This window comes from Wolbachia endosymbiont (group A) of Udea olivalis, assembly GCF_964028365.1.
GTDB lineage: Bacteria > Pseudomonadota > Alphaproteobacteria > Rickettsiales > Anaplasmataceae > Wolbachia > Wolbachia pipientis.
The window spans coordinates 1,577,336-1,597,741 of sequence record NZ_OZ034773.1 but is presented as its reverse complement, the minus strand read 5'-3'; the positions used below and the strand labels follow the sequence as shown (position 1 = coordinate 1,597,741).

Genomic DNA, 20,406 nt, shown 5'->3' with positions numbered 1-20,406 from the left:
CACCTTTCCTAGCAGAGAAATCACAATGTTCATACGGTTGTACGCATACCGCTGGGATCTAGGATTTTTCTATAATTTAAAAACAAAAAAGGATGTTACTCATTGAGTAACATCCTTTTGGAGAAGGTGGATAGCTTTGTTTAGTTCGTTTTCACAGCTGTTTGTGCAGCTTGCTGTTGAACGTCAGTGTCAACAGCTACTTTCGTAGAAGGCTGTCCCACCAGTTTGTCCAGATGACCTGTCTTTCTTAAGTCAGCTTGGGTTTTTGCCTTGCCATTTTCAGTAAACATTGTATGTGTTGGAGAAGAAGTTGGTGAATTGAATCCACTATCAGAACCATTACGATTACTAAAAGAATTGTGTAATGTAGATTCAGTTTTAGCACTTAAACTAAATTCTTTTAAGTTTTTCTCCATTGCTGCCCCAACTTCATCTTTACTGAAAGATTGTTCCAATCTTTCTAATGAGCTTGTTGGTGTAGAAGGACCAGATGAACCTCTTGCACTATCAAAAGAATTACTGCGAGTTAGAGTTCCTTTATTCGAATTACCAAGATATTGGTTTACTTTAGGATCACTGAGAACATCTTCACTGAAAGAACTTTGTCCATTTAAGTTAGTCAATGAGGCGCTTCTAGTTGGTACTTCTGGAGTTCCTACCCTAGTAAGGTTGCTAGTACTATTACGTCGTGCAACTCCTGGTCTTCCTCCTATTGTTGCAGTTTTATTAGTATTCTCAATTGGAGTAGGAGTATCAACGTAAAAAGTGCTATTTCCTATTTTTCTAGGCAACGTGTCTGATTCAGAAAGAACTTGATATTTAACTTCAGAAGTTTTTTTTGACTTTTTGCCACTTTTGAAAGGTGATGAAACCCTATCCCAAAGTGAAGAAGGTGCTTTTACTTCTTTATGCTCCGCAGGATTTAACAATTCCGCTTCGCTGCTAACAGTACTGTCAGTCTTTACAGAATTTAGTGAATTGCTTTTTGACAAGCTGTTAGATTGTTCAGAGCCTTTTCTTCCCAGTGAAGAGAATGATGATGACACAGACCTAGTTAAACTTTTGACAGAAGGCCTGTTAGCTTTTTTCTCTGCTCTGTCAAACATATTGCTTACGCTTGAGTACAAATGATTTTCTCTACATTCTTTAATAACCTTCTTAATTTCATCGTAATGTTCAGAGAAAACACTGTCGATGAAATAACTACCTTTAGGTAATGACCTTTGTGTTAACAAGTTATGCAAGCTTTTTTCATTTAAATTATTAATGAATTCTTTCTGTACTTGCCATCCAGAAGTATGTTCAATCTCCCCTGATTTTGCCTTCTCTGCCATTTTTAAATCAATTTCTGACGATATTCCAGAAAGTACATTTTTCACTAACCCAGAATTATTTCCTTTATCAGCAAAAATTGCTTTCATATCATTTCTTATTTCGTCAGATTTCTTAATTGCATCTGGAGTAAACCTTTTTACCTTATCTAAATAGTCCGTCTCACCAGATGCCTTATGGAATTTATTTGCCACTCCTTCGCCTACAAAACTAGCGCCTTTTTTCAGTGAATCTACTGAATGTTCATAACCTTCTTTCACCTTATCTTTAACATGCACAGCACCATCTCTAACTTTTCCGGCAGCGTATGTTGATGCGTCCTTAACTTTCCCAGCAGTATATTTTGCCCCATCAACTGTTTTTTCTGCTGACCACTTGAGCCCTTTATATCCAGATTGAACTGTTTTTACAGCGACTTTTACAGCGAAATATAAAGCAAGACCAACTATAGCACCTGGTATAGCAAGTGTTGCACCAACTGCCAAAAGTGGTAGTACTGCCGTAAATAATCCACTTGCTGCACTTACTACAAGAATCTTATCTCCTTGTTTCATCTTAGAGAATTCTGTATCCCCTTTTAACAGGTCAGTAATTCTTTCTTTTAGCTTCTTGGGATCATTAGCAATATCTGGATTTGGTAGATTTTGCATCGTTTTATTCAAATCAAAACTATCTTCTGGTTGGTTTTGTTGAGTTCCAACAGAATTTGAATTTTTTTCATTATGTAACATTTTAAACCTCACTATTAATTAAATATATTATAATTGTATTCCTTGATTCTTAAGTTAGTGTTAAATTGATTGCCAGTATTTATTTGTCTTCAAATAATTTCGCTTGACGTGTTTTGTGGTAACATAGAAAATTAGGTCAAGAAGCTGCAGCATTTATGAAGTATAGAAAAAGAACACTCATCTTTTTGGCTGTTATAACTTTAATAATAATAGCTTTACTATTTAGGTATAATTCCCATTTTCACAAAGACGTAGTGCACTTAAAGAGTGACAACAAAGAATTCAAAAAAAAGCCAGAAAATTCCATAGAGTCGACCATATTACATAGAGAAAAGGAAGTGTACGATCATGTTTTCCATCCTGATGATTAATTTGTAAATAAAATAGCAATTTATGTTTGCATTTTCTTATTAAAGAAGTAATATTAGCGTATTAATTATAGAATCAATCATTATGTTTGATGATAATAATCCTTGGAATCTGGGAAAGAAACCGGTAGGGAACAAAACTCCTAATAATGAAGATATTTTAAGTAAAGCTGTATCTGATATAAGGTTCTTTCTTAATGGATTAACCAGAAACAGGGGCAAAAAACCTTATTTCATCATTTTCATTATTTTGCTGTTCTATGCTTGCACTGGCTTTTATATTGTCCATCCTAGTGAAGAAAGTATAGAACTTACCTTTGGTAAATATTCTAATACGGAAACACCTGGTTTGCGTTATCACTTCCCCTACCCTATTGGCAAGGTTTTTAAAGTGAACGTTAAGGAAGTAAATCGTGAAGAAATTGGGGTAAGTAGTTCTTATGGGCGAGATACAGATCGCGGTGAAGGCGTGATGCTAACTGGAGATGAAAATATAGTCAACGTTAACTTCGAGGTTCAATGGCGCGTTAGAGATGCTAAGGACTATTTATTCAAAGTGCGGGATTACAAACCCGGTTTCAGTGTTAAAAATGCTGCTGAAAGTGCCATGAGAGAAATAATAGGTAAAAACACGATCTCTTTTGCACTTGGTCAAGGCAGACCAGAAATTTCTAGAGATACTAGAATTCTATTGCAGCAGATTCTTGATGGATACCAAATGGGTATAGAGATTTTATCTGTTCAAATGAAAAAAATTGATCCACCAGAAAAAGTAATCAGTTCGTTTAGAGATGTACAAAGTGCTCGTGCAGACAAAGAGCGTACTATAAACGAAGCATATGCTTATAATAATGATATTATACCTCGAGCAAAGGGTGAAGCGATAAAGATAAAATTAGATGCACAAGCATATGAAAATGAAGTAATAAATGAAGCAAAAGGTAATGCAAATCGCTTTTTATCTCTTTATGAGGAATATAGACAGAATCCTTCTCTCGTTAAGAATCGTATTTATCTTGAAACTATGGAAAATATTTTCAGTAAGGTAGACAAAGTTGTTGTAACTGATGATCTGAAAGGTATGTTTTCTTATTTACCTCTTACAAATTTAGGAAAATAACCATGAGTAGTAATATTAAAATTGTTTTTGTTTCTGTATTTGTTGTTTTATTGATTGCTTTATCTAATTCAATATTTGTTGTGCAAGAAACAAAGCAAGCAATAGTTATACAACTGGGTAAAGTTGTAAGGGATGTTAGGGAAAGTGGCTTATATTTTAAGTTGCCATTCATAAATAGTGTAGAGTTTCTTGATAAAAGAGTTTTAGATTTAAGTCCTGACAAAACTCCAAGAGAAGTGATAACTGCAGATCAAAAACGTATTATAGTAGATGCGTATGCAAAATATAAAATAACGAATCCTATTACTTTTTACCAGGCTGTGAGGAATGAATCAGGTCTGGTTAGAAGATTATATCCGGTTATAGAAGCTCACATAAGAGAAAATATAGGCAGATTTTCGTTGATTAGCTTGTTGAATGAAAAAAGATCAGAGGTTATGCAATTGATTCAGCGTGGAGTTTATTCTGAAGCTGAAAAATTTGGCATAGAAATAATAGATGTAAGAATTAAGAGAGCAGATTTACCAGAAGAAAATAGTTCTGCAATATTTCGCCGTATGCAAACTGAAAGGGAAAAAGAAGCAAAAGAAATTAGAGCAGAAGGAGAGCAAGCTGGGCAGGAAGTTAGATCAAAAGCTGATAAATTAAAAAGGGAAATTATCTCCAGTGCAGTAAAAGAATCGTACGAAATAAGGGGCCGTGGTTATGCTGAAGCAACTAGAATTTATAATGAGGCATTTAAGGTTGATGAAGAGTTCTTTAACTTTTATCGCTCTATGAGCGCTTACAGTAAATCATTTGCCGAAAATAATACTAAATTTGTACTTTCACCAAACAATAACTTTTTAGATATTTTAAATAAAGGATGGAAATAATTTATGAAAAGTAAGGCATTTATTTTATCTATATTTGCATATTTTCTAATTGCGTTTTCTTCGTATGCTAATATGTTTGATTGGAATGCAAAAAAGGTCGTTGATGCTAGCACTACTGCATGCAACTGTAATCAAGGACTTGCCGATTTAGTGGAAGAACTCATTCCTGCGGTTGTAAATATTTCAAGCGAACAAATCATCAAACAAGAAAATAACAGCAGAACTAGAGTTCCATCTATGCCAGGAAATAATTTTTTTGATGATTTTAGAGAGTTTTTTGAGCATTTTGATCAGTTTTTTATGGATAGGGGCCCTAGTGTTAACAAAGAGGTGGTGTTGCTTGGTTCTGGGTTTATTATAGATAAAGGTGGAACTATAGTAACCAATTATCACGTTATTAAAAACGCCAAAGATATCACAGTTACTATGAACGATAATACTTATTTCAAAGCAGAAGTTTTAGGCTATGATGCAAGAACTGATCTTGCTGTGCTTAAGATTAATTCTGATAAAGATCTTTCTTCTGTTGCATTTGGTGATTCTGATAAAGCAAGGGTTGGTGATACGGTTATGGCAATAGGTAACCCATTTGGTTTGGGTGGCTCTGTAAGCACAGGAATTATATCTGCAAGGTCCAGGGACATTAGTATTGGCACTATGAATGAATTTATTCAAACTGATGCTGCAATTAATAGGGGTAACTCTGGAGGACCGTTATTTGATTTAAATGGAAAAGTTATAGGTATTAATACTGCTATCTATTCTCCATCTGAGTCTGGCGGCAATGTGGGTATAGGTTTTGCCATACCATCTAATTTAGCTATGTCAATTATTGACACATTAAAAAGTGGCAAAAAAATAAAACATGGTTGGCTTGGTGTGCAAGTTCAGCCTATAACGAAAGAATTTGCTGAGTCCTTGGGTTTAAAAGATATAAAAGGCGCATTGGTTGCAAGTATAGTAAAGGATAGTCCTGCAGAAAAAGGTGGGATTAAAGTAGGTGATATATTATTAGAATTTGACGGTAAAAAAATCGATAGAATGACACAATTACCTCAAATGGTTTCAAGAGCTGGACCTGAGAAAAAAGTGCAAGTTAAGTTACTTAGAAAGAGCAAAGAGGTTAATATTAAAGTTGTGATCGGAGAATCTACAAATGATGGCCAAGATAACAATCAAGAAGAAAATAAATCAACATCTGATTATGTAACCGGTTTAACTGTTTCAAATCTGCCAAAAGAATCAAAAGAAAGTAAAAATAATGTACCTACAAAAGGTGTGATAGTTACCAATGTAGATAGTAACAGTAATGCCACGTTGCGTGGTATTAAAAAAGGAGACATTATTATCCAATTAGATGGAACCGATATAGAAAATACTAATGATTTTCAAAAACAAGTTGATTCAGCAGTAAAGAAAAACGGTAAAGATTCAATAATGTTGCTCATTTACCGCAATGGAAATCAATTTTTCGCTTCAATAAAGTTAAAGAAGTAATTTTATTCACTAAATTTACAAAACAGTAGTGTTGTAAGCTCGCTACTGTAACACTTCAATCTTATAAAATAAATTAAAATCTACACTAGATTTCTTGCATAACCATATAAAAAACCAAAGGATGTCATCCCAGTGCCCAGACACTGGAAACTTCACTGTAATGAGCACATTGAGCAGCTGTATAATAAAAACTGGATTCCAGTGTCAGCTACTTGCATGACATTGTTGGTTAATGTTTTATGGCTTTACGATAGCTATACAACTTATCTTAAAAGCAATATAGTGTTTACTATACAATGAATCAAAGATAGTAAGTAAAGTCTATGGAATTTCAAATCGCTACACATTTTCAACCGGCTGGGGATCAACCACAGGCAATCGATAGCTTAATTGCAGGGCTAAATAGCAATAAAAGAGATCAGGTTTTGCTTGGAGTTACTGGTTCTGGGAAAACTTTTACTATGGCAAATGTTATTGCAAGGACAAACAGGCCTGCATTAATTATGGCACACAATAAAACTTTAGCAGCACAGCTTTATGAGGAAATGAAAGGATTGTTTCCCCATAATGCTGTTGAATACTTCATTTCTTATTATGATTATTATCAACCTGAAGCCTATTTACCACAAACTGATACTTATATCGAAAAAGATTCTGCAATTAACGAAAGAATTGAGATGCTGCGTTATTCCACCGTCTGCTCCCTTTTGGAGCGCAGGGATACGATCGTAGTTGCCAGTGTTTCCTGCATATACGGTCTTGGTTCGCCTGAGAGCTACCGCAGCATGATCATACCGCTTAGTGTTGGAAATAAAATTCGTATTAATGATTTCCTGAGCAACTTAACTGATCTTCAATACAAGCGCTCTGATGCCAGGTTTGAGAGAGGATATTTCAGAGTGCGCGGCGATATTATTGATATATTTCCTTCCCATTATGAAAATAAAGCTTGGCGTTTATCGTTATTTGGCGATGAAATAGAAGAAATTTCTGAAGTTGATGCTATAACGGGCAATGTTACCAAAGGCGTAAATAAAATCACCATTTTTCCAAATAGCTATTACATAACCCCGCGTGAGGCTTTGTTGCAGGCAATTGAACTAGTCAAAAAAGAGCTGCATGAACGCTTGGATTATTACTACTCGCAAAATAAGATTGTTGAAGCAAAGCGCCTCGAGCAACGCACTAATTTTGATATCGAAATGATGAGAACAACAGGAATATGTAAAGGTATTGAAAATTATTCGCGTTATCTCTATGGAATGGAAGCTGGGGATCCACCGCCTACTTTGTTTGAATATTTACCCAAAGACGTAATTTTATTTGTTGATGAGAGTCATGTCACCGTTCCTCAGGTTGGTGCGATGTACAGTGGTAATGAGGCGCGTAAAAAGAAATTGATTGACTATGGCTTCAGGCTCCCTTCCGCTTTTGATAATCGTCCATTAAAATTTGAAGAGTGGGAGGGAGTTAGGCCGCAGACTGTTTACATTTCAGCCACTCCAGGAAAGTATGAGTTGGCAAAGACCAATAATGTATTTATAGAGCAAGTTATCCGTCCAACAGGGCTTACAGACCCAATCTGCATTGTAAAACCAATAGAGAGTCAAATTGATGATGTAATTCATGAGGCACAAGTGACAATAGGGAAGGGATTTTGTGTTTTAATCACTACATTGACGAAAAAGATGGCTGAAAATTTAGCTGAATATATGAGTGAATTGAATATGAGAGTGAGTTATTTGCATTCTGATATTGCTGCGCTGGAGAGAATAGAAATTATATACAAATTGAGATCTAAAGAAATCGATGTTTTAGTAGGTGTTAACTTGCTGAGGGAAGGTCTTGATATTCCAGAGTGTGGGTTGGTTGCAATTTTGGATGCTGATAAAGAAGGATTTTTGCGATCGGAAACTTCATTAATTCAAACGATTGGTCGTGCTGCACGTAATGCTGAAGGTAGAGTAATTTTGTATGCAGATAAAATCACTGGTTCTTTAGATCGTGCATTGAGAGAGACCGAAAGAAGAAGAAAAAAACAAGAAGAACATAATATATTGCACAATATTATCCCGAAGACTATAATAAAACCTATATCAAACACCTTACAGGAGAGGGCAATAGCAGAACCGAAAGTAAATACTAATAAGGATGATTTGAGAAAGCAAATGATAGAGCATGCTAAAAATTTGGAGTTTGAAGAAGCAGCAAGAATAAAAAAATTATTGTAAGGTTAAGTAATATATGATGCTATGGGCATAGCATGAAAGTGTAAATAATTTTATTGATATCTTTATATTAATACTTTTTAAACATTTAGTACCATGCAATACTTACAATGGATGAGAAAAATTAACACCAGTGCTCTCAGGGTCAGCTAATAAAACACTTAGGTGGCTGAGAGCAGTGGATTAGGTACAACTGTTAACTTTTTTCTCCTGCAAGTATTGCTCGATCTTAGTAGCATCCATTTTAGTTCTAAAAGTGGAAGTACTGGAGTTCGATGAGACTGACGACCCACCACTAGCTTCTAGTCCATCTTCATCACTTCCAGTATCACTAGTCGATTTTTGTGAAGACGATCCTGAATAACCACTATCTTTAGAATTTGTAGAAGTGTTACCACTAATTTCTTGTTCATCAAAGAACTTAAAAAGTAAGCCTTTTTCTGCCTCCGAAGGTAAACCTGGGTGTAGTTGCTTTCCCTCCTTCTCAGGAGAAGAAAGGAGTAAGTTTAGCTTCTCTTTCCCACCAGGAGTATACAGCAAGTATTTTAACTGTGCATCCTCAAGAGAGTTGGAATCTAGTTTCTTCTGCAGCTTAGGACAAAGAAATGGGCGTAGTTCCTTCTTCTCGTCATTAGTAAGAGGTTTTTCTTGAGGAGAAGCCACTTTTGAGAGTGAAGAATTACGGTGAAGCCATTTTGCTAATTTGTCACGAAATGAACGGTGTGACATATTTTTAGGTTCTACACGAGAATAAATAAGTAAGGATATTATATTGCCTGCCTCAGGAGAGAAAGGTTTGGATATTCGCTCTCCCTCAGGAGACAAAAGTAAGGGTAATCGCTCCTTCCCTTCAGGAGAAAGAACTAAAGGTATCGTCTTTTGCCCCTCAGGAGAAGGTGAAAACAGCAGCTCTTTTCCCTTAGGAGAAAAAAGTGAATGCAGTTGTTGTTTATTCTCAGAAGAAAAAAGCGAGCATAGTTGCTTATTCCCCTCAGTAGAAAAAAGAAAGTCTAGTAGGTTTTCCTGTTCACGAGGATCCGAAATCGAGGATAACTGCTTTCCCGCCTCAGAAGAAAGAAGTAAGGGTAGTTGCTTCTTCCCTTCAGAAGAAGAAAAATAATCTAGAAAACACAAAAAAGCTTTTACTGTTTCATTACTAGCACAAGTAGAAAAATCCGCAAGTGGCAGTGACTGTGGCCGCTTATTGTCTACGGGAGGATTTAGATCTTTCCTTGATTCAGATATCCCTGGAACAGTACTAGTAGTTATAGAAGAATTCGACTGTGGCCGCTCAAGCGACCCTAAACCACTATCTACAGAAATTTTAGAACTACGGTCCCCGGGCACATTTGGCTTGCTTACGGCATCTTGTGGCAAGTGTTCTGGAATACCACCAAAAGACGTGTTCTCTAGAGACTCTAATATACTAGATTGTCGTACCTTTGATGGAGTGCTACTACCTGAAAACGAATTACTTTCTGACCCTTTCCGGCTACTCGGAGATTCACTCTGTGGCTTTGCTTTAGAATACTCATCACTACTTTTTCGATCACTTTCATCAGTAACTTGCTGTTTTTCAGGTTCCTCATTAGAAGCCACAGAATTTAAGGACATTGAATCATTCCATGCTGTAGGAAAAGGAGTCAATGATGGCCTATAGCTCACTTGCTGACCCTGAATCTTTATTAGCATACTTTCATCATCTGCCTGATCACCTTCCAATGCTCTCACACCCACCTGTGAGCAAGCCCCTTGCTCGCTTTTATCATGTTCTTCAGATTTCATACCCAAAATGTTCACATCTTTCAAACATGGAGAACGTGCAGAAAACTCAAGACTTGAGGACTTTTGATCATTCTTTGTCGTAAGTAGAATTGGTTTCGTCGATATTGTGTAATGAACTGGAGGAGTTATAACACGTGGAAAAGAAGTTAACGTTGATGGCAAAAAGTACGAATCCTCTGGCATACTTTCATCTCGTTTATCTATGTACGCGTATGAACTGGATGGCATGTCCGTTTGCTGAGAAGAAGTACTAGCCTGACCTATCTCTTCCCCCAGCACCCCCCGAAAAGGCTCTGTTTCTTTCTCTCTTTCTGATCCTTGCCTGGGATGCTTCTCTAACCCTTCACCACAACTTCGCTTGGGAAACTCCTGTGTCGGTGATGCTTCAGCTAATAGCGTTCGAGGAAGCCCAGGATCAATCTCTATTTGACCATCTTTATTGATTACAGAGTTTTCTATAATTACAGGAATTAAAAGAGCAATCTGTCTATTGGAAAAAGCATATACACCACCAAATCTACCTGATCGTGTGGTTTCAGTTTGACCTTTAATATCATTCAAAAGATCACAACCAAATTGAGCATTAATCTTATTTGCCTCACCACGATTTAGGTACCTTGAAATATTACCCTCTTTGATTGTAGGTATAAAAGCAAAGCGATCTCCATTACTTATCTTGTCTTTATCGATAAACTCATCATAGTAATACCTGTGGATTGATATTTCAGTTAAGCGAAAGATTAGCTCGCCTATAGCATCCTTGTAGTGTTTAGCTTTCACTTTTAAATTATCACTGTGCTGAAGGTAAAAATTATACCCCACCTCTTTTTTAGAAGCTTCTGTTATATTTCTAATGAAACCAATATTTTCAACATCTTTAACATATACCTTATTGCCATCAATATGATAGAAATCTGAATAACTACAACCATGCTCCTCCATTTGTGCTTGAAGTGCCATCACAAAATACGTTTGCAGATTTGGGCCATTAAACAACAGACATTTTATATAACTAGATGACGGATCCATTTTTGCCTGCTTTATACTTGCGTTTAAAGTCTCTTCAATGCGTTTTTTACCAAGATGATGTTTTTCATCAATTTTCTTAATCACTCGGTCTTCGACATCATTTTCAAATTCCTCAGCAAAGTGCACCTTGAGATTAAAAATTACTCTAGAGTCTATAGGAACTGTGAGCTTAGTTATTCTTGTTTTCTTGTCATACTTTAACCATTTCTTATCAAAGTGAAATGGAAAAGATTCAAGATCAAAAACGTGACAAGCTACAAACTCATCAGAATAATATTCTCTTACTAAGTCTCTTGCCATCTGTGATAAGTACCTCTTTGCAGAGCGCCGACCACAATTAAACTTAACGACGATATTATCGCCCTCCACAACAAAATTAGTGTTGACTTTAGAGCCGTAATTACTAACGTTAAATGCATTAACCAGCTCCTTAACAAAATCTAAACTAGTCATAACTCCTCCCCTATCAAAATATTACTTTTCTTTATTTTTACTCCCAGCCTTATCAGCTTTAGTACCACTCATCCTCGTATAAGGATACTTACCACAATCATCAAACCTACTACGACCCTCGTGCATGTCTGGTCCACCACCTTCTCTAGGATTAGCTTTTAGCCAGGCAGCAGAATCATACCCACCAGAGCCTACCTTAAAACGAGGATCTCCTTGTGAACTAGAGCTCGCTTGTTGTTTTTTATCCATAATACCCTCCGTTAATAAAAATATTATGTAATCTATATATTATAAATAAATCATAAGTGCAACAACTTTTTTGCATTTTCATAAATTTTTTTTTCATTTCCCTTTATAACCTCCTTTAGGCTGAACATTTATAGAATTAAGTTCTGATTCTGGTGAAATTTGATCCTGCTCAGCAAGTAATTCACCGCAAATTTTATCTATATCAATTGTTTCTTTGCCAGTATTACTACTCTTTTGTCCACCAATTGACCCTACTGTTTCTTTGCTAGCATTACCACTATTTCTCATATTTTGCTCACCAGTTGACCCTACTGTTGGTGTCTGCCCACTAATATTCATGCTTTTCTTTTCTGATTTTTCACTAGACCGCCCTGTCTTTTCAACAAATATTGGCCCCTTCTCCGCAGGTTTCTGTGGACACACCTCTTTCTTCTGTTCCTCCGGCTTCGCTTTTTTCTCTTCTTTGTCCACTTTTTGTTTTTGTGAATTTTCATGAGATTTTCTTTCAAGCTCAGTAAGACGCAATAGATGTTTCAAAGGATCTGACACAATTTCAAGTTCTGGTTTGCTCAGAACAACCGGCCTTACAAATCCTGGTGAAATTTCAAAAAGGAAAACTGGCACTTTAGGTTTTTCTCTTTCATCCACTTTCATTTCTACGTTTTCGCAAACTTCTTTATTTTCTTCCTTTAATGATGTTTTTTCTGCTTTTTTATCTTCTTTTTCTGTAGATGCCTCTACCGCAGCCGCCAACTCAACTCCAAACATCTCTGCGAACATTGTAACAATCCATCCGACAACAGCCATTTGTAACCTGAGTTTCAGATCTTGCAATGCAGTTAATCTTTCTAACGCCCTTGCAAACTCTTCTTCTGATAACTCACCACTGCCTAATTTCTCCTGCAATTCTTTTATCTCTTTGTCCAACCTCTGATTGAAACTTAAATCGCGTGCAAAAATCTTCTTGATTAACTCCTTAAGCTTATCACGCAAAAACTTCATTATCGCAGCAATCAGGTTTTTTTCTTTCTTCTCCTTGAGCATTTGGTAGATTTTCGGATCATCTACATCTACTTCAAAAAGGGTAAAGAGAGATTCAAAGAAATTCCAGAAATCTCCGAGTACTCTTCCTTTTTCACCAGTGAAGTAATCCTCATCATCACCTTGCCCGATATGTAGCTCTGCTTGAGATGATATTTCATCGATACAACTAGAAGCCTGACGCTCACACTCGAGCCTCCTGAGCAAATCTTGTCTGGTGAGCTCCTCTATGGCTGCTTTTAGTTCATTTAGCTTCTGCTCTGCAGAGAAATCTTGCTCCCTGATTTTTCCTTGGAAGATCGAGCTACCGTTTCCGTTATTATCTGAAAAATTTTCCATTATTTTTGCCTCCTCAATAAAATTACTGCCTTTGTTGTTACCTGAAAAGCTTTCCACCATTTTTACTTCCTTCATAAAACTTAATAATTTAATTCTACAGTACTAAATATTTAAGAACTATTAATGTAAAGATGTCAATAAAATTATTTACATTTTTACACTATATATATATTATATCATGTGCTATTTAACCTTTCAATAATATTTTTTATTTTTACTGCTTCTTCAAACTCTAGCATGCACTTTTCTTAAATTATCCTTATTAATATTTGCTTTTGCCTCTATCCCACTTTTTCTTGTAAAGTATTTGATATAGATTTTATTATACTCTTTGGCATAACATTTGCAACATACTTTATCTATAAATGGAAATTATTATACTTGCAGCTAGACACAATTTGAAATAATTTACACTATAAAGTTAAGGAACGAGATCCCAGTGTCACGCACTGGGATGACAGCAGTCCTACGTCATACCGCGATTCATTCGCGGTATAGATTCCGCTAACAAGTAGCGGAATGACGAATTTTTGTTTTTCAAATTATCGTAAGTCACTTTAGCTATATCAGACAATAGAGGCAGTGCGTAGAGGAGCTCACCAGACAAGATTTGCTCAGGAGGCTCGAGTGTGAGCGTCAGGCTTCTAGTTGTATCGATGAAATATCATCTCAAGCAGAGCTACATATCGGGCAAGGTGATGATGAGGATTACTTCACTGGTGAAAAAGGAAGAGTACTCGGAGATTTCTGGAATTTCTTTGAATCTCTCTTTACCCTTTTTGAAGTAGATGTAGATGATCCGAAAATCTACCAAATGCTCAAGGAGAAGAAAGAAAAAAACCTGATTGCTGCGATAATGAAGTTTTTGCGTGATAAGCTTAAGGAGTTAATCAAGAAGATTTTTGCACGCGATTTAAGTTTCAATCAGAGGTTGGACAAAGAGATAAAAGAATTGCAGGAGAAATTAGGCAGTGGTGAGTTATCAGAAGAAGAGTTTGCAAGGGCGTTAGAAAGATTAACTGCATTGCAAGATCTGAAACTCAGGTTACAAATGGCTGTTGTCGGATGGATTGTTACAATGTTCGCAGAGATGTTTGGAGTTGAGTTGGCGGCTGCGGTAGAGGCATCTACAGAAAAAGAAGATAAAAAAGCAGAAAAAACATCATTAAAGGAAGAAAATAAAGAAGTTTGCGAAAACGTAGAAATGAAAGTGGATGAAAGAGAAAAACCTAAAGTGCCAGTTTTCCTTTTTGAAATTTCACCAGGATTTGTAAGGCCGGTTGTTCTGAGCAAACCAGAACTTGAAATTGTGTCAGATCCTTTGAAACATCTATTGCGTCTTACTGAGCTTGAAAGAAAATCTCATGAAAATTCACAAAAACAAAAAGTGGACAAAGAAGAGAAAAAAGCGAAGCCGGAGGAACAGAAGAAAGAGGTGTGTCCACAGAAACCTGCGGAGAAGGGGCCAATATTTGTTGAAAAGACAGGGCGGTCTAGTGAAAAATCAGAAAAGAAAAGCATGAATATTAGTGGGCAGACACCAACAGTAGGGTCAACTGGTGAGCAAAATATGAGAAATAGTGGTAATGCTAGCAAAGAAACAGTAGGGTCAATTGGTGGACAAAAGAGTAGTAATACTGGCAAAGAAACAATTGATATAGATAAAATTTGCGGTGAATTACTTGCTGAGCAGGATCAAATTTCACCAGAATCAGAACTTAATTCTATAAATGTTCAGCCTAAAGGAGGTTATAAAGGGAAATGAAAAAAAAATTTATGAAAATGCAAAAAAGTTGTTGCACTTATGATTTATTTATAATATATAGATTACATAATATTTTTATTAACGGAGGGTATTATGGATAAAAAACAACAAGCGAGCTCTAGTTCACAAGGAGATCCTCGTTTTAAGGTAGGCTCTGGTGGGTATGATTCTGCTGCCTGGCTAAAAGCTAATCCTAGAGAAGGTGGTGGACCAGACATGCACGAGGGTCGTAGTAGGTTTGATGATTGTGGTAAGTATCCTTATACGAGGATGAGTGGTACTAAAGCTGATAAGGCTGGGAGTAAAAATAAAGAAAAGTAATATTTTGATAGGGGAGGAGTTATGACTAGTTTAGATTTTGTTAAGGAGCTGGTTAATGCATTTAACGTTAGTAATTACGGCTCTAAAGTCAACACTAATTTTGTTGTGGAGGGCGATAATATCGTCGTTAAGTTTAATTGTGGTCGGCGCTCTGCAAAGAGGTACTTATCACAGATGGCAAGAGACTTAGTAAGAGAATATTATTCTGATGAGTTTGTAGCTTGTCACGTTTTTGATCTTGAATCTTTTCCATTTCACTTTGATAAGAAATGGTTAAAGTATGACAAGAAAACAAGAATAACTAAGCTCACAGTTCCTATAGACTCTAGAGTAATTTTTAATCTCAAGGTGCACTTTGCTGAGGAATTTGAAAATGATGTCGAAGACCGAGTGATTAAGAAAATTGATGAAAAACATCATCTTGGTAAAAAACGCATTGAAGAGACTTTAAACGCAAGTATAAAGCAGGCAAAAATGGATCCGTCATCTAGTTATATAAAATGTCTGTTGTTTAATGGCCCAAATCTGCAAACGTATTTTGTGATGGCACTTCAAGCACAAATGGAGGAGCATGGTTGTAGTTATTCAGATTTCTATCATATTGATGGCAATAAGGTATATGTTAAAGATGTTGAAAATATTGGTTTCATTAGAAATATAACAGAAGCTTCTAAAAAAGAGGTGGGGTATAATTTTTACCTTCAGCACAGTGATAATTTAAAAGTGAAAGCTAAACACTACAAGGATGCTATAGGCGAGCTAATCTTTCGCTTAACTGAAATATCAATCCACAGGTATTACTATGATGAGTTTATCGATAAAGACAAGATAAGTAATGGAGATCGCTTTGCTTTTATACCTACAATCAAAGAGGGTAATATTTCAAGGTACCTAAATCGTGGTGAGGCAAATAAGATTAATGCTCAATTTGGTTGTGATCTTTTGAATGATATTAAAGGTCAAACTGAAACCACACGATCAGGTAGATTTGGTGGTGTATATGCTTTTTCCAATAGACAGATTGCTCTTTTAATTCCTGTAATTATAGAAAACTCTGTAATCAATAAAGATGGTCAAATAGAGATTGATCCTGGGCTTCCTCGAACGCTATTAGCTGAAGCATCACCGACACAGGAGTTTCCCAAGCGAAGTTGTGGTGAAGGGTTAGAGAAGCATCCCAGGCAAGGATCAGAAAGAGAGAAAGAAACAGAGCCTTTTCGGGGGGTGCTGGGGGAAGAGATAGGTCAGGCTAGTACTTCTTCTCAGCAAACGGACATGCCATCCAGTTCATACGCGTACATAGATAAACGAGATGAAAGTATGCCAGAGGATTCGTACTTTTTGCCATCAACGTTAACTTCTTTTCCACGTGTTATAACTCCTCCAGTTCATTACACAATATCGACGAAACCAATTCTACTTACGACAAAGAATGATCAAAAGTCCTCAAGTCTTGAGTTTTCTGCACGTTCTCCATGTTTGAAAGATGTGAACATTTTGGGTATGAAATCTGAAGAACATGATAAAAGCGAGCAAGGGGCTTGCTCACAGGTGGGTGTGAGAGCATTGGAAGGTGATCAGGCAGATGATGAAAGTATGCTAATAAAGATTCAGGGTCAGCAAGTGAGCTATAGGCCATCATTGACTCCTTTTCCTACAGCATGGAATGATTCAATGTCCTTAAATTCTGTGGCTTCTAATGAGGAACCTGAAAAACAGCAAGTTACTGATGAAAGTGATCGAAAAAGTAGTGATGAGTATTCTAAAGCAAAGCCACAGAGTGAATCTCCGAGTAGCCGGAAAGGGTCAGAAAGTAATTCGTTTTCAGGTAGTAGCACTCCATCAAAGGTACGACAATCTAGTATATTAGAGTCTCTAGAGAACACGTCTTTTGGTGGTATTCCAGAACACTTGCCACAAGATGCCGTAAGCAAGCCAAATGTGCCCGGGGACCGTAGTTCTAAAATTTCTGTAGATAGTGGTTTAGGGTCGCTTGAGCGGCCACAGTCGAATTCTTCTATAACTACTAGTACTGTTCCAGGGATATCTGAATCAAGGAAAGATCTAAATCCTCCCGTAGACAATAAGCGGCCACAGTCACTGCCACTTGCGGATTTTTCTACTTGTGCTAGTAATGAAACAGTAAAAGCTTTTTTGTGTTTTCTAGATTATTTTTCTTCTTCTGAAGGGAAGAAGCAACTACCCTTACTTCTTTCTTCTGAGGCGGGAAAGCAGTTATCCTCGATTTCGGATCCTCGTGAACAGGAAAACCTACTAGACTTTCTTTTTTCTACTGAGGGGAATAAGCAACTATGCTCGCTTTTTTCTTCTGAGAATAAACAACAACTGCATTCACTTTTTTCTCCTAAGGGAAAAGAGCTGCTGTTTTCACCTTCTCCTGAGGGGCAAAAGACGATACCTTTAGTTCTTTCTCCTGAAGGGAAGGAGCGATTACCCTTACTTTTGTCTCCTGAGGGAGAGCGAATATCCAAACCTTTCTCTCCTGAGGCAGGCAATATAATATCCTTACTTATTTATTCTCGTGTAGAACCTAAAAATATGTCACACCGTTCATTTCGTGACAAATTAGCAAAATGGCTTCACCGTAATTCTTCACTCTCAAAAGTGGCTTCTCCTCAAGAAAAACCTCTTACTAATGACGAGAAGAAGGAACTACGCCCATTTCTTTGTCCTAAGCTGCAGAAGAAACTAGATTCCAACTCTCTTGAGGATGCACAGTTAAAATACTTGCTGTATACTCCTGGTGGGAAAGAGAAGCTAAACTTACTCCTTTCTTCTCCTGAGAAGGAGGGAAAGCAACTACACCCAGGTTTACCTTCGGAGGCAGAAAAAGGCTTACTTTTTAAGTTCTTTGATGAACAAGAAATTAGTGGTAACACTTCTACAAATTCTAAAGATAGTGGTTATTCAGGATCGTCTTCACAAAAATCGACTAGTGATACTGGAAGTGATGAAGATGGACTAGAAGCTAGTGGTGGGTCGTCAGTCTCATCGAACTCCAGTACTTCCACTTTTAGAACTAAAATGGATGCTACTAAGATCGAGCAATACTTGCAGGAGAAAAAAGTTAACAGTTGTACCTAATCCACTGCTCTCAGCCACCTAAGTGTTTTATTAGCTGACCCTGAGAGCACTGGTGTTAATTTTTCTCATCCATTGTAAGTATTGCATGGTACTAAATGTTTAAAAAGTATTAATATAAAGATATCAATAAAATTATTTACACTTTCATGCTATGCCCATAGCATCATATATTACTTAACCTTACAATAATTTTTTTATTCTTGCTGCTTCTTCAAACTCCAAATTTTTAGCATGCTCTATCATTTGCTTTCTCAAATCATCCTTATTAGTATTTACTTTCGGTTCTGCTATTGCCCTCTCCTGTAAGGTGTTTGATATAGGTTTTATTATAGTCTTCGGGATAATATTGTGCAATATATTATGTTCTTCTTGTTTTTTTCTTCTTCTTTCGGTCTCTCTCAATGCACGATCTAAAGAACCAGTGATTTTATCTGCATACAAAATTACTCTACCTTCAGCATTACGTGCAGCACGACCAATCGTTTGAATTAATGAAGTTTCCGATCGCAAAAATCCTTCTTTATCAGCATCCAAAATTGCAACCAACCCACACTCTGGAATATCAAGACCTTCCCTCAGCAAGTTAACACCTACTAAAACATCGATTTCTTTAGATCTCAATTTGTATATAATTTCTATTCTCTCCAGCGCAGCAATATCAGAATGCAAATAACTCACTCTCATATTCAATTCACTCATATATTCAGCTAAATTTTCAGCCATCTTTTTCGTCAATGTAGTGATTAAAACACAAAATCCCTTCCCTATTGTCACTTGTGCCTCATGAATTACATCATCAATTTGACTCTCTATTGGTTTTACAATGCAGATTGGGTCTGTAAGCCCTGTTGGACGGATAACTTGCTCTATAAATACATTATTGGTCTTTGCCAACTCATACTTTCCTGGAGTGGCTGAAATGTAAACAGTCTGCGGCCTAACTCCCTCCCACTCTTCAAATTTTAATGGACGATTATCAAAAGCGGAAGGGAGCCTGAAGCCATAGTCAATCAATTTCTTTTTACGCGCCTCATTACCACTGTACATCGCACCAACCTGAGGAACGGTGACATGACTCTCATCAACAAATAAAATTACGTCTTTGGGTAAATATTCAAACAAAGTAGGCGGTGGATCCCCAGCTTCCATTCCATAGAGATAACGCGAATAATTTTCAATACCTTTACATATTCCTGTTGTTCTCATCATTTCGATATCAAAATTAGTGCGTTGCTCGAGGCGCTTTGCTTCAACAATCTTATTTTGCGAGTAGTAATAATCCAAGCGTTCATGCAGCTCTTTTTTGACTAGTTCAATTGCCTGCAACAAAGCCTCACGCGGGGTTATGTAATAGCTATTTGGAAAAATGGTGATTTTATTTACGCCTTTGGTAACATTGCCCGTTATAGCATCAACTTCAGAAATTTCTTCTATTTCATCGCCAAATAACGATAAACGCCAAGCTTTATTTTCATAATGGGAAGGAAATATATCAATAATATCGCCGCGCACTCTGAAATATCCTCTCTCAAACCTGGCATCAGAGCGCTTGTATTGAAGATCAGTTAAGTTGCTCAGGAAATCATTAATACGAATTTTATTTCCAACACTAAGCGGTATGATCATGCTGCGGTAGCTCTCAGGCGAACCAAGACCGTATATGCAGGAAACACTGGCAACTACGATCGTATCCCTGCGCTCCAAAAGGGAGCAGACGGTGGAATAACGCAGCATCTCAATTCTTTCGTTAATTGCAGAATCTTTTTCGATATAAGTATCAGTTTGTGGTAAATAGGCTTCAGGTTGATAATAATCATAATAAGAAATGAAGTATTCAACAGCATTATGGGGAAACAATCCTTTCATTTCCTCATAAAGCTGTGCTGCTAAAGTTTTATTGTGTGCCATAATTAATGCAGGCCTGTTTGTCCTTGCAATAACATTTGCCATAGTAAAAGTTTTCCCAGAACCAGTAACTCCAAGCAAAACCTGATCTCTTTTATTGCTATTTAGCCCTGCAATTAAGCTATCGATTGCCTGTGGTTGATCCCCAGCCGGTTGAAAATGTGTAGCGATTTGAAATTCCATAGACTTTACTTACTATCTTTGATTCATTGTATAGTAAACACTATATTGCTTTTAAGATAAGTTGTATAGCTATCGTAAAG

13 protein-coding genes are annotated in these 20,406 nt (G+C 36.7%); 8 read left to right on the top strand and 5 right to left on the bottom strand.

The genetic code is table 11. The annotated features are described in order from the left end of the window. Positions 1 to 140: 140 nt before the first annotated feature. The gene (locus ABWU32_RS07490; RefSeq protein ID WP_353278645.1) at positions 141 to 2,063 is read right to left on the bottom strand and encodes a hypothetical protein; all 1,923 of its coding nucleotides are present in this window, start codon (positions 2,061 to 2,063) and stop codon (positions 141 to 143) included. A 155-nt stretch (positions 2,064 to 2,218) separates the two neighbouring features. Between ABWU32_RS07490 and ABWU32_RS07485 the strand changes: the two genes are divergently transcribed. The 5 genes from ABWU32_RS07485 (at position 2,219) to uvrB (ABWU32_RS07460) (ending at position 8,154) form a co-directional block, all read left to right on the top strand. After that, the gene (locus tag ABWU32_RS07485; RefSeq protein ID WP_006279848.1) at positions 2,219 to 2,434 is read left to right on the top strand and encodes a hypothetical protein; all 216 of its coding nucleotides are present in this window, start codon (positions 2,219 to 2,221) and stop codon (positions 2,432 to 2,434) included. Positions 2,435 to 2,516: 82 nt separating this feature from the next. Continuing rightward, a complete protein-coding gene (hflK, locus tag ABWU32_RS07480; RefSeq protein WP_006279849.1) occupies positions 2,517 to 3,551 on the top strand; it encodes an FtsH protease activity modulator HflK in 1,035 nt (344 codons plus the stop codon). Positions 3,552 to 3,553: 2 nt separating this feature from the next. Beyond that, positions 3,554 to 4,426, top strand: coding sequence for a protease modulator HflC (hflC, locus tag ABWU32_RS07475; protein WP_015589224.1), 873 nt, complete (start codon positions 3,554 to 3,556; stop codon positions 4,424 to 4,426). A 3-nt stretch (positions 4,427 to 4,429) separates the two neighbouring features. Further along, positions 4,430 to 5,923: a DegQ family serine endoprotease gene (locus ABWU32_RS07470; RefSeq protein ID WP_015589225.1), complete on the top strand. Its 1,494-nt coding sequence runs from the start codon at positions 4,430 to 4,432 to the stop codon at positions 5,921 to 5,923. Positions 5,924 to 6,246: 323 nt separating this feature from the next. After that, entirely contained in the window at positions 6,247 to 8,154 is a 1,908-nt protein-coding gene (gene uvrB, locus ABWU32_RS07460) for an excinuclease ABC subunit UvrB (RefSeq protein WP_141457217.1), read from the top strand. A gap of 180 nt (positions 8,155 to 8,334) precedes the next feature. On the opposite strand, the gene ABWU32_RS07455 is transcribed toward uvrB (ABWU32_RS07460), so the two are convergent. From ABWU32_RS07455 to ABWU32_RS07445, 3 genes are all read right to left on the bottom strand, one after another. Beyond that, on the bottom strand, positions 8,335 to 11,418 hold the full coding sequence (locus ABWU32_RS07455) for a hypothetical protein (RefSeq protein WP_353278640.1): 3,084 nt from the start codon (positions 11,416 to 11,418) through the stop codon (positions 8,335 to 8,337). Between the two features lie 21 nt (positions 11,419 to 11,439). Further along, complete coding sequence (locus ABWU32_RS07450) at positions 11,440 to 11,667, bottom strand: hypothetical protein (protein WP_015589227.1); 228 nt, start codon at positions 11,665 to 11,667, stop codon at positions 11,440 to 11,442. Positions 11,668 to 11,760: 93 nt separating this feature from the next. Then, positions 11,761 to 13,107 (bottom strand): hypothetical protein, encoded by a 1,347-nt coding sequence (locus ABWU32_RS07445; RefSeq protein WP_015589228.1) that lies wholly within the window; start codon positions 13,105 to 13,107, stop codon positions 11,761 to 11,763. A gap of 550 nt (positions 13,108 to 13,657) precedes the next feature. Between ABWU32_RS07445 and ABWU32_RS07440 the strand changes: the two genes are divergently transcribed. From ABWU32_RS07440 to ABWU32_RS07430, 3 genes are all read left to right on the top strand, one after another. Beyond that, on the top strand, positions 13,658 to 14,812 hold the full coding sequence (locus ABWU32_RS07440) for a hypothetical protein (protein WP_015589229.1): 1,155 nt from the start codon (positions 13,658 to 13,660) through the stop codon (positions 14,810 to 14,812). Between the two features lie 93 nt (positions 14,813 to 14,905). Then, positions 14,906 to 15,133 carry a hypothetical protein gene (locus tag ABWU32_RS07435; RefSeq protein WP_015589227.1) on the top strand — a complete coding sequence of 76 codons (228 nt, stop codon included), beginning with the start codon at positions 14,906 to 14,908 and terminating at the stop codon, positions 15,131 to 15,133. A 21-nt stretch (positions 15,134 to 15,154) separates the two neighbouring features. Continuing rightward, positions 15,155 to 18,238, top strand: a complete 3,084-nt coding sequence (locus ABWU32_RS07430; RefSeq protein ID WP_353278640.1) for a hypothetical protein — start codon at positions 15,155 to 15,157, stop codon at positions 18,236 to 18,238. Positions 18,239 to 18,418: 180 nt separating this feature from the next. Here ABWU32_RS07430 and uvrB (ABWU32_RS07425) read toward each other — a convergent pair whose 3' ends face one another. Further along, a complete protein-coding gene (gene uvrB / locus ABWU32_RS07425; protein WP_141457217.1) occupies positions 18,419 to 20,326 on the bottom strand; it encodes an excinuclease ABC subunit UvrB in 1,908 nt (635 codons plus the stop codon). Positions 20,327 to 20,406 lie beyond the last annotated feature (80 nt).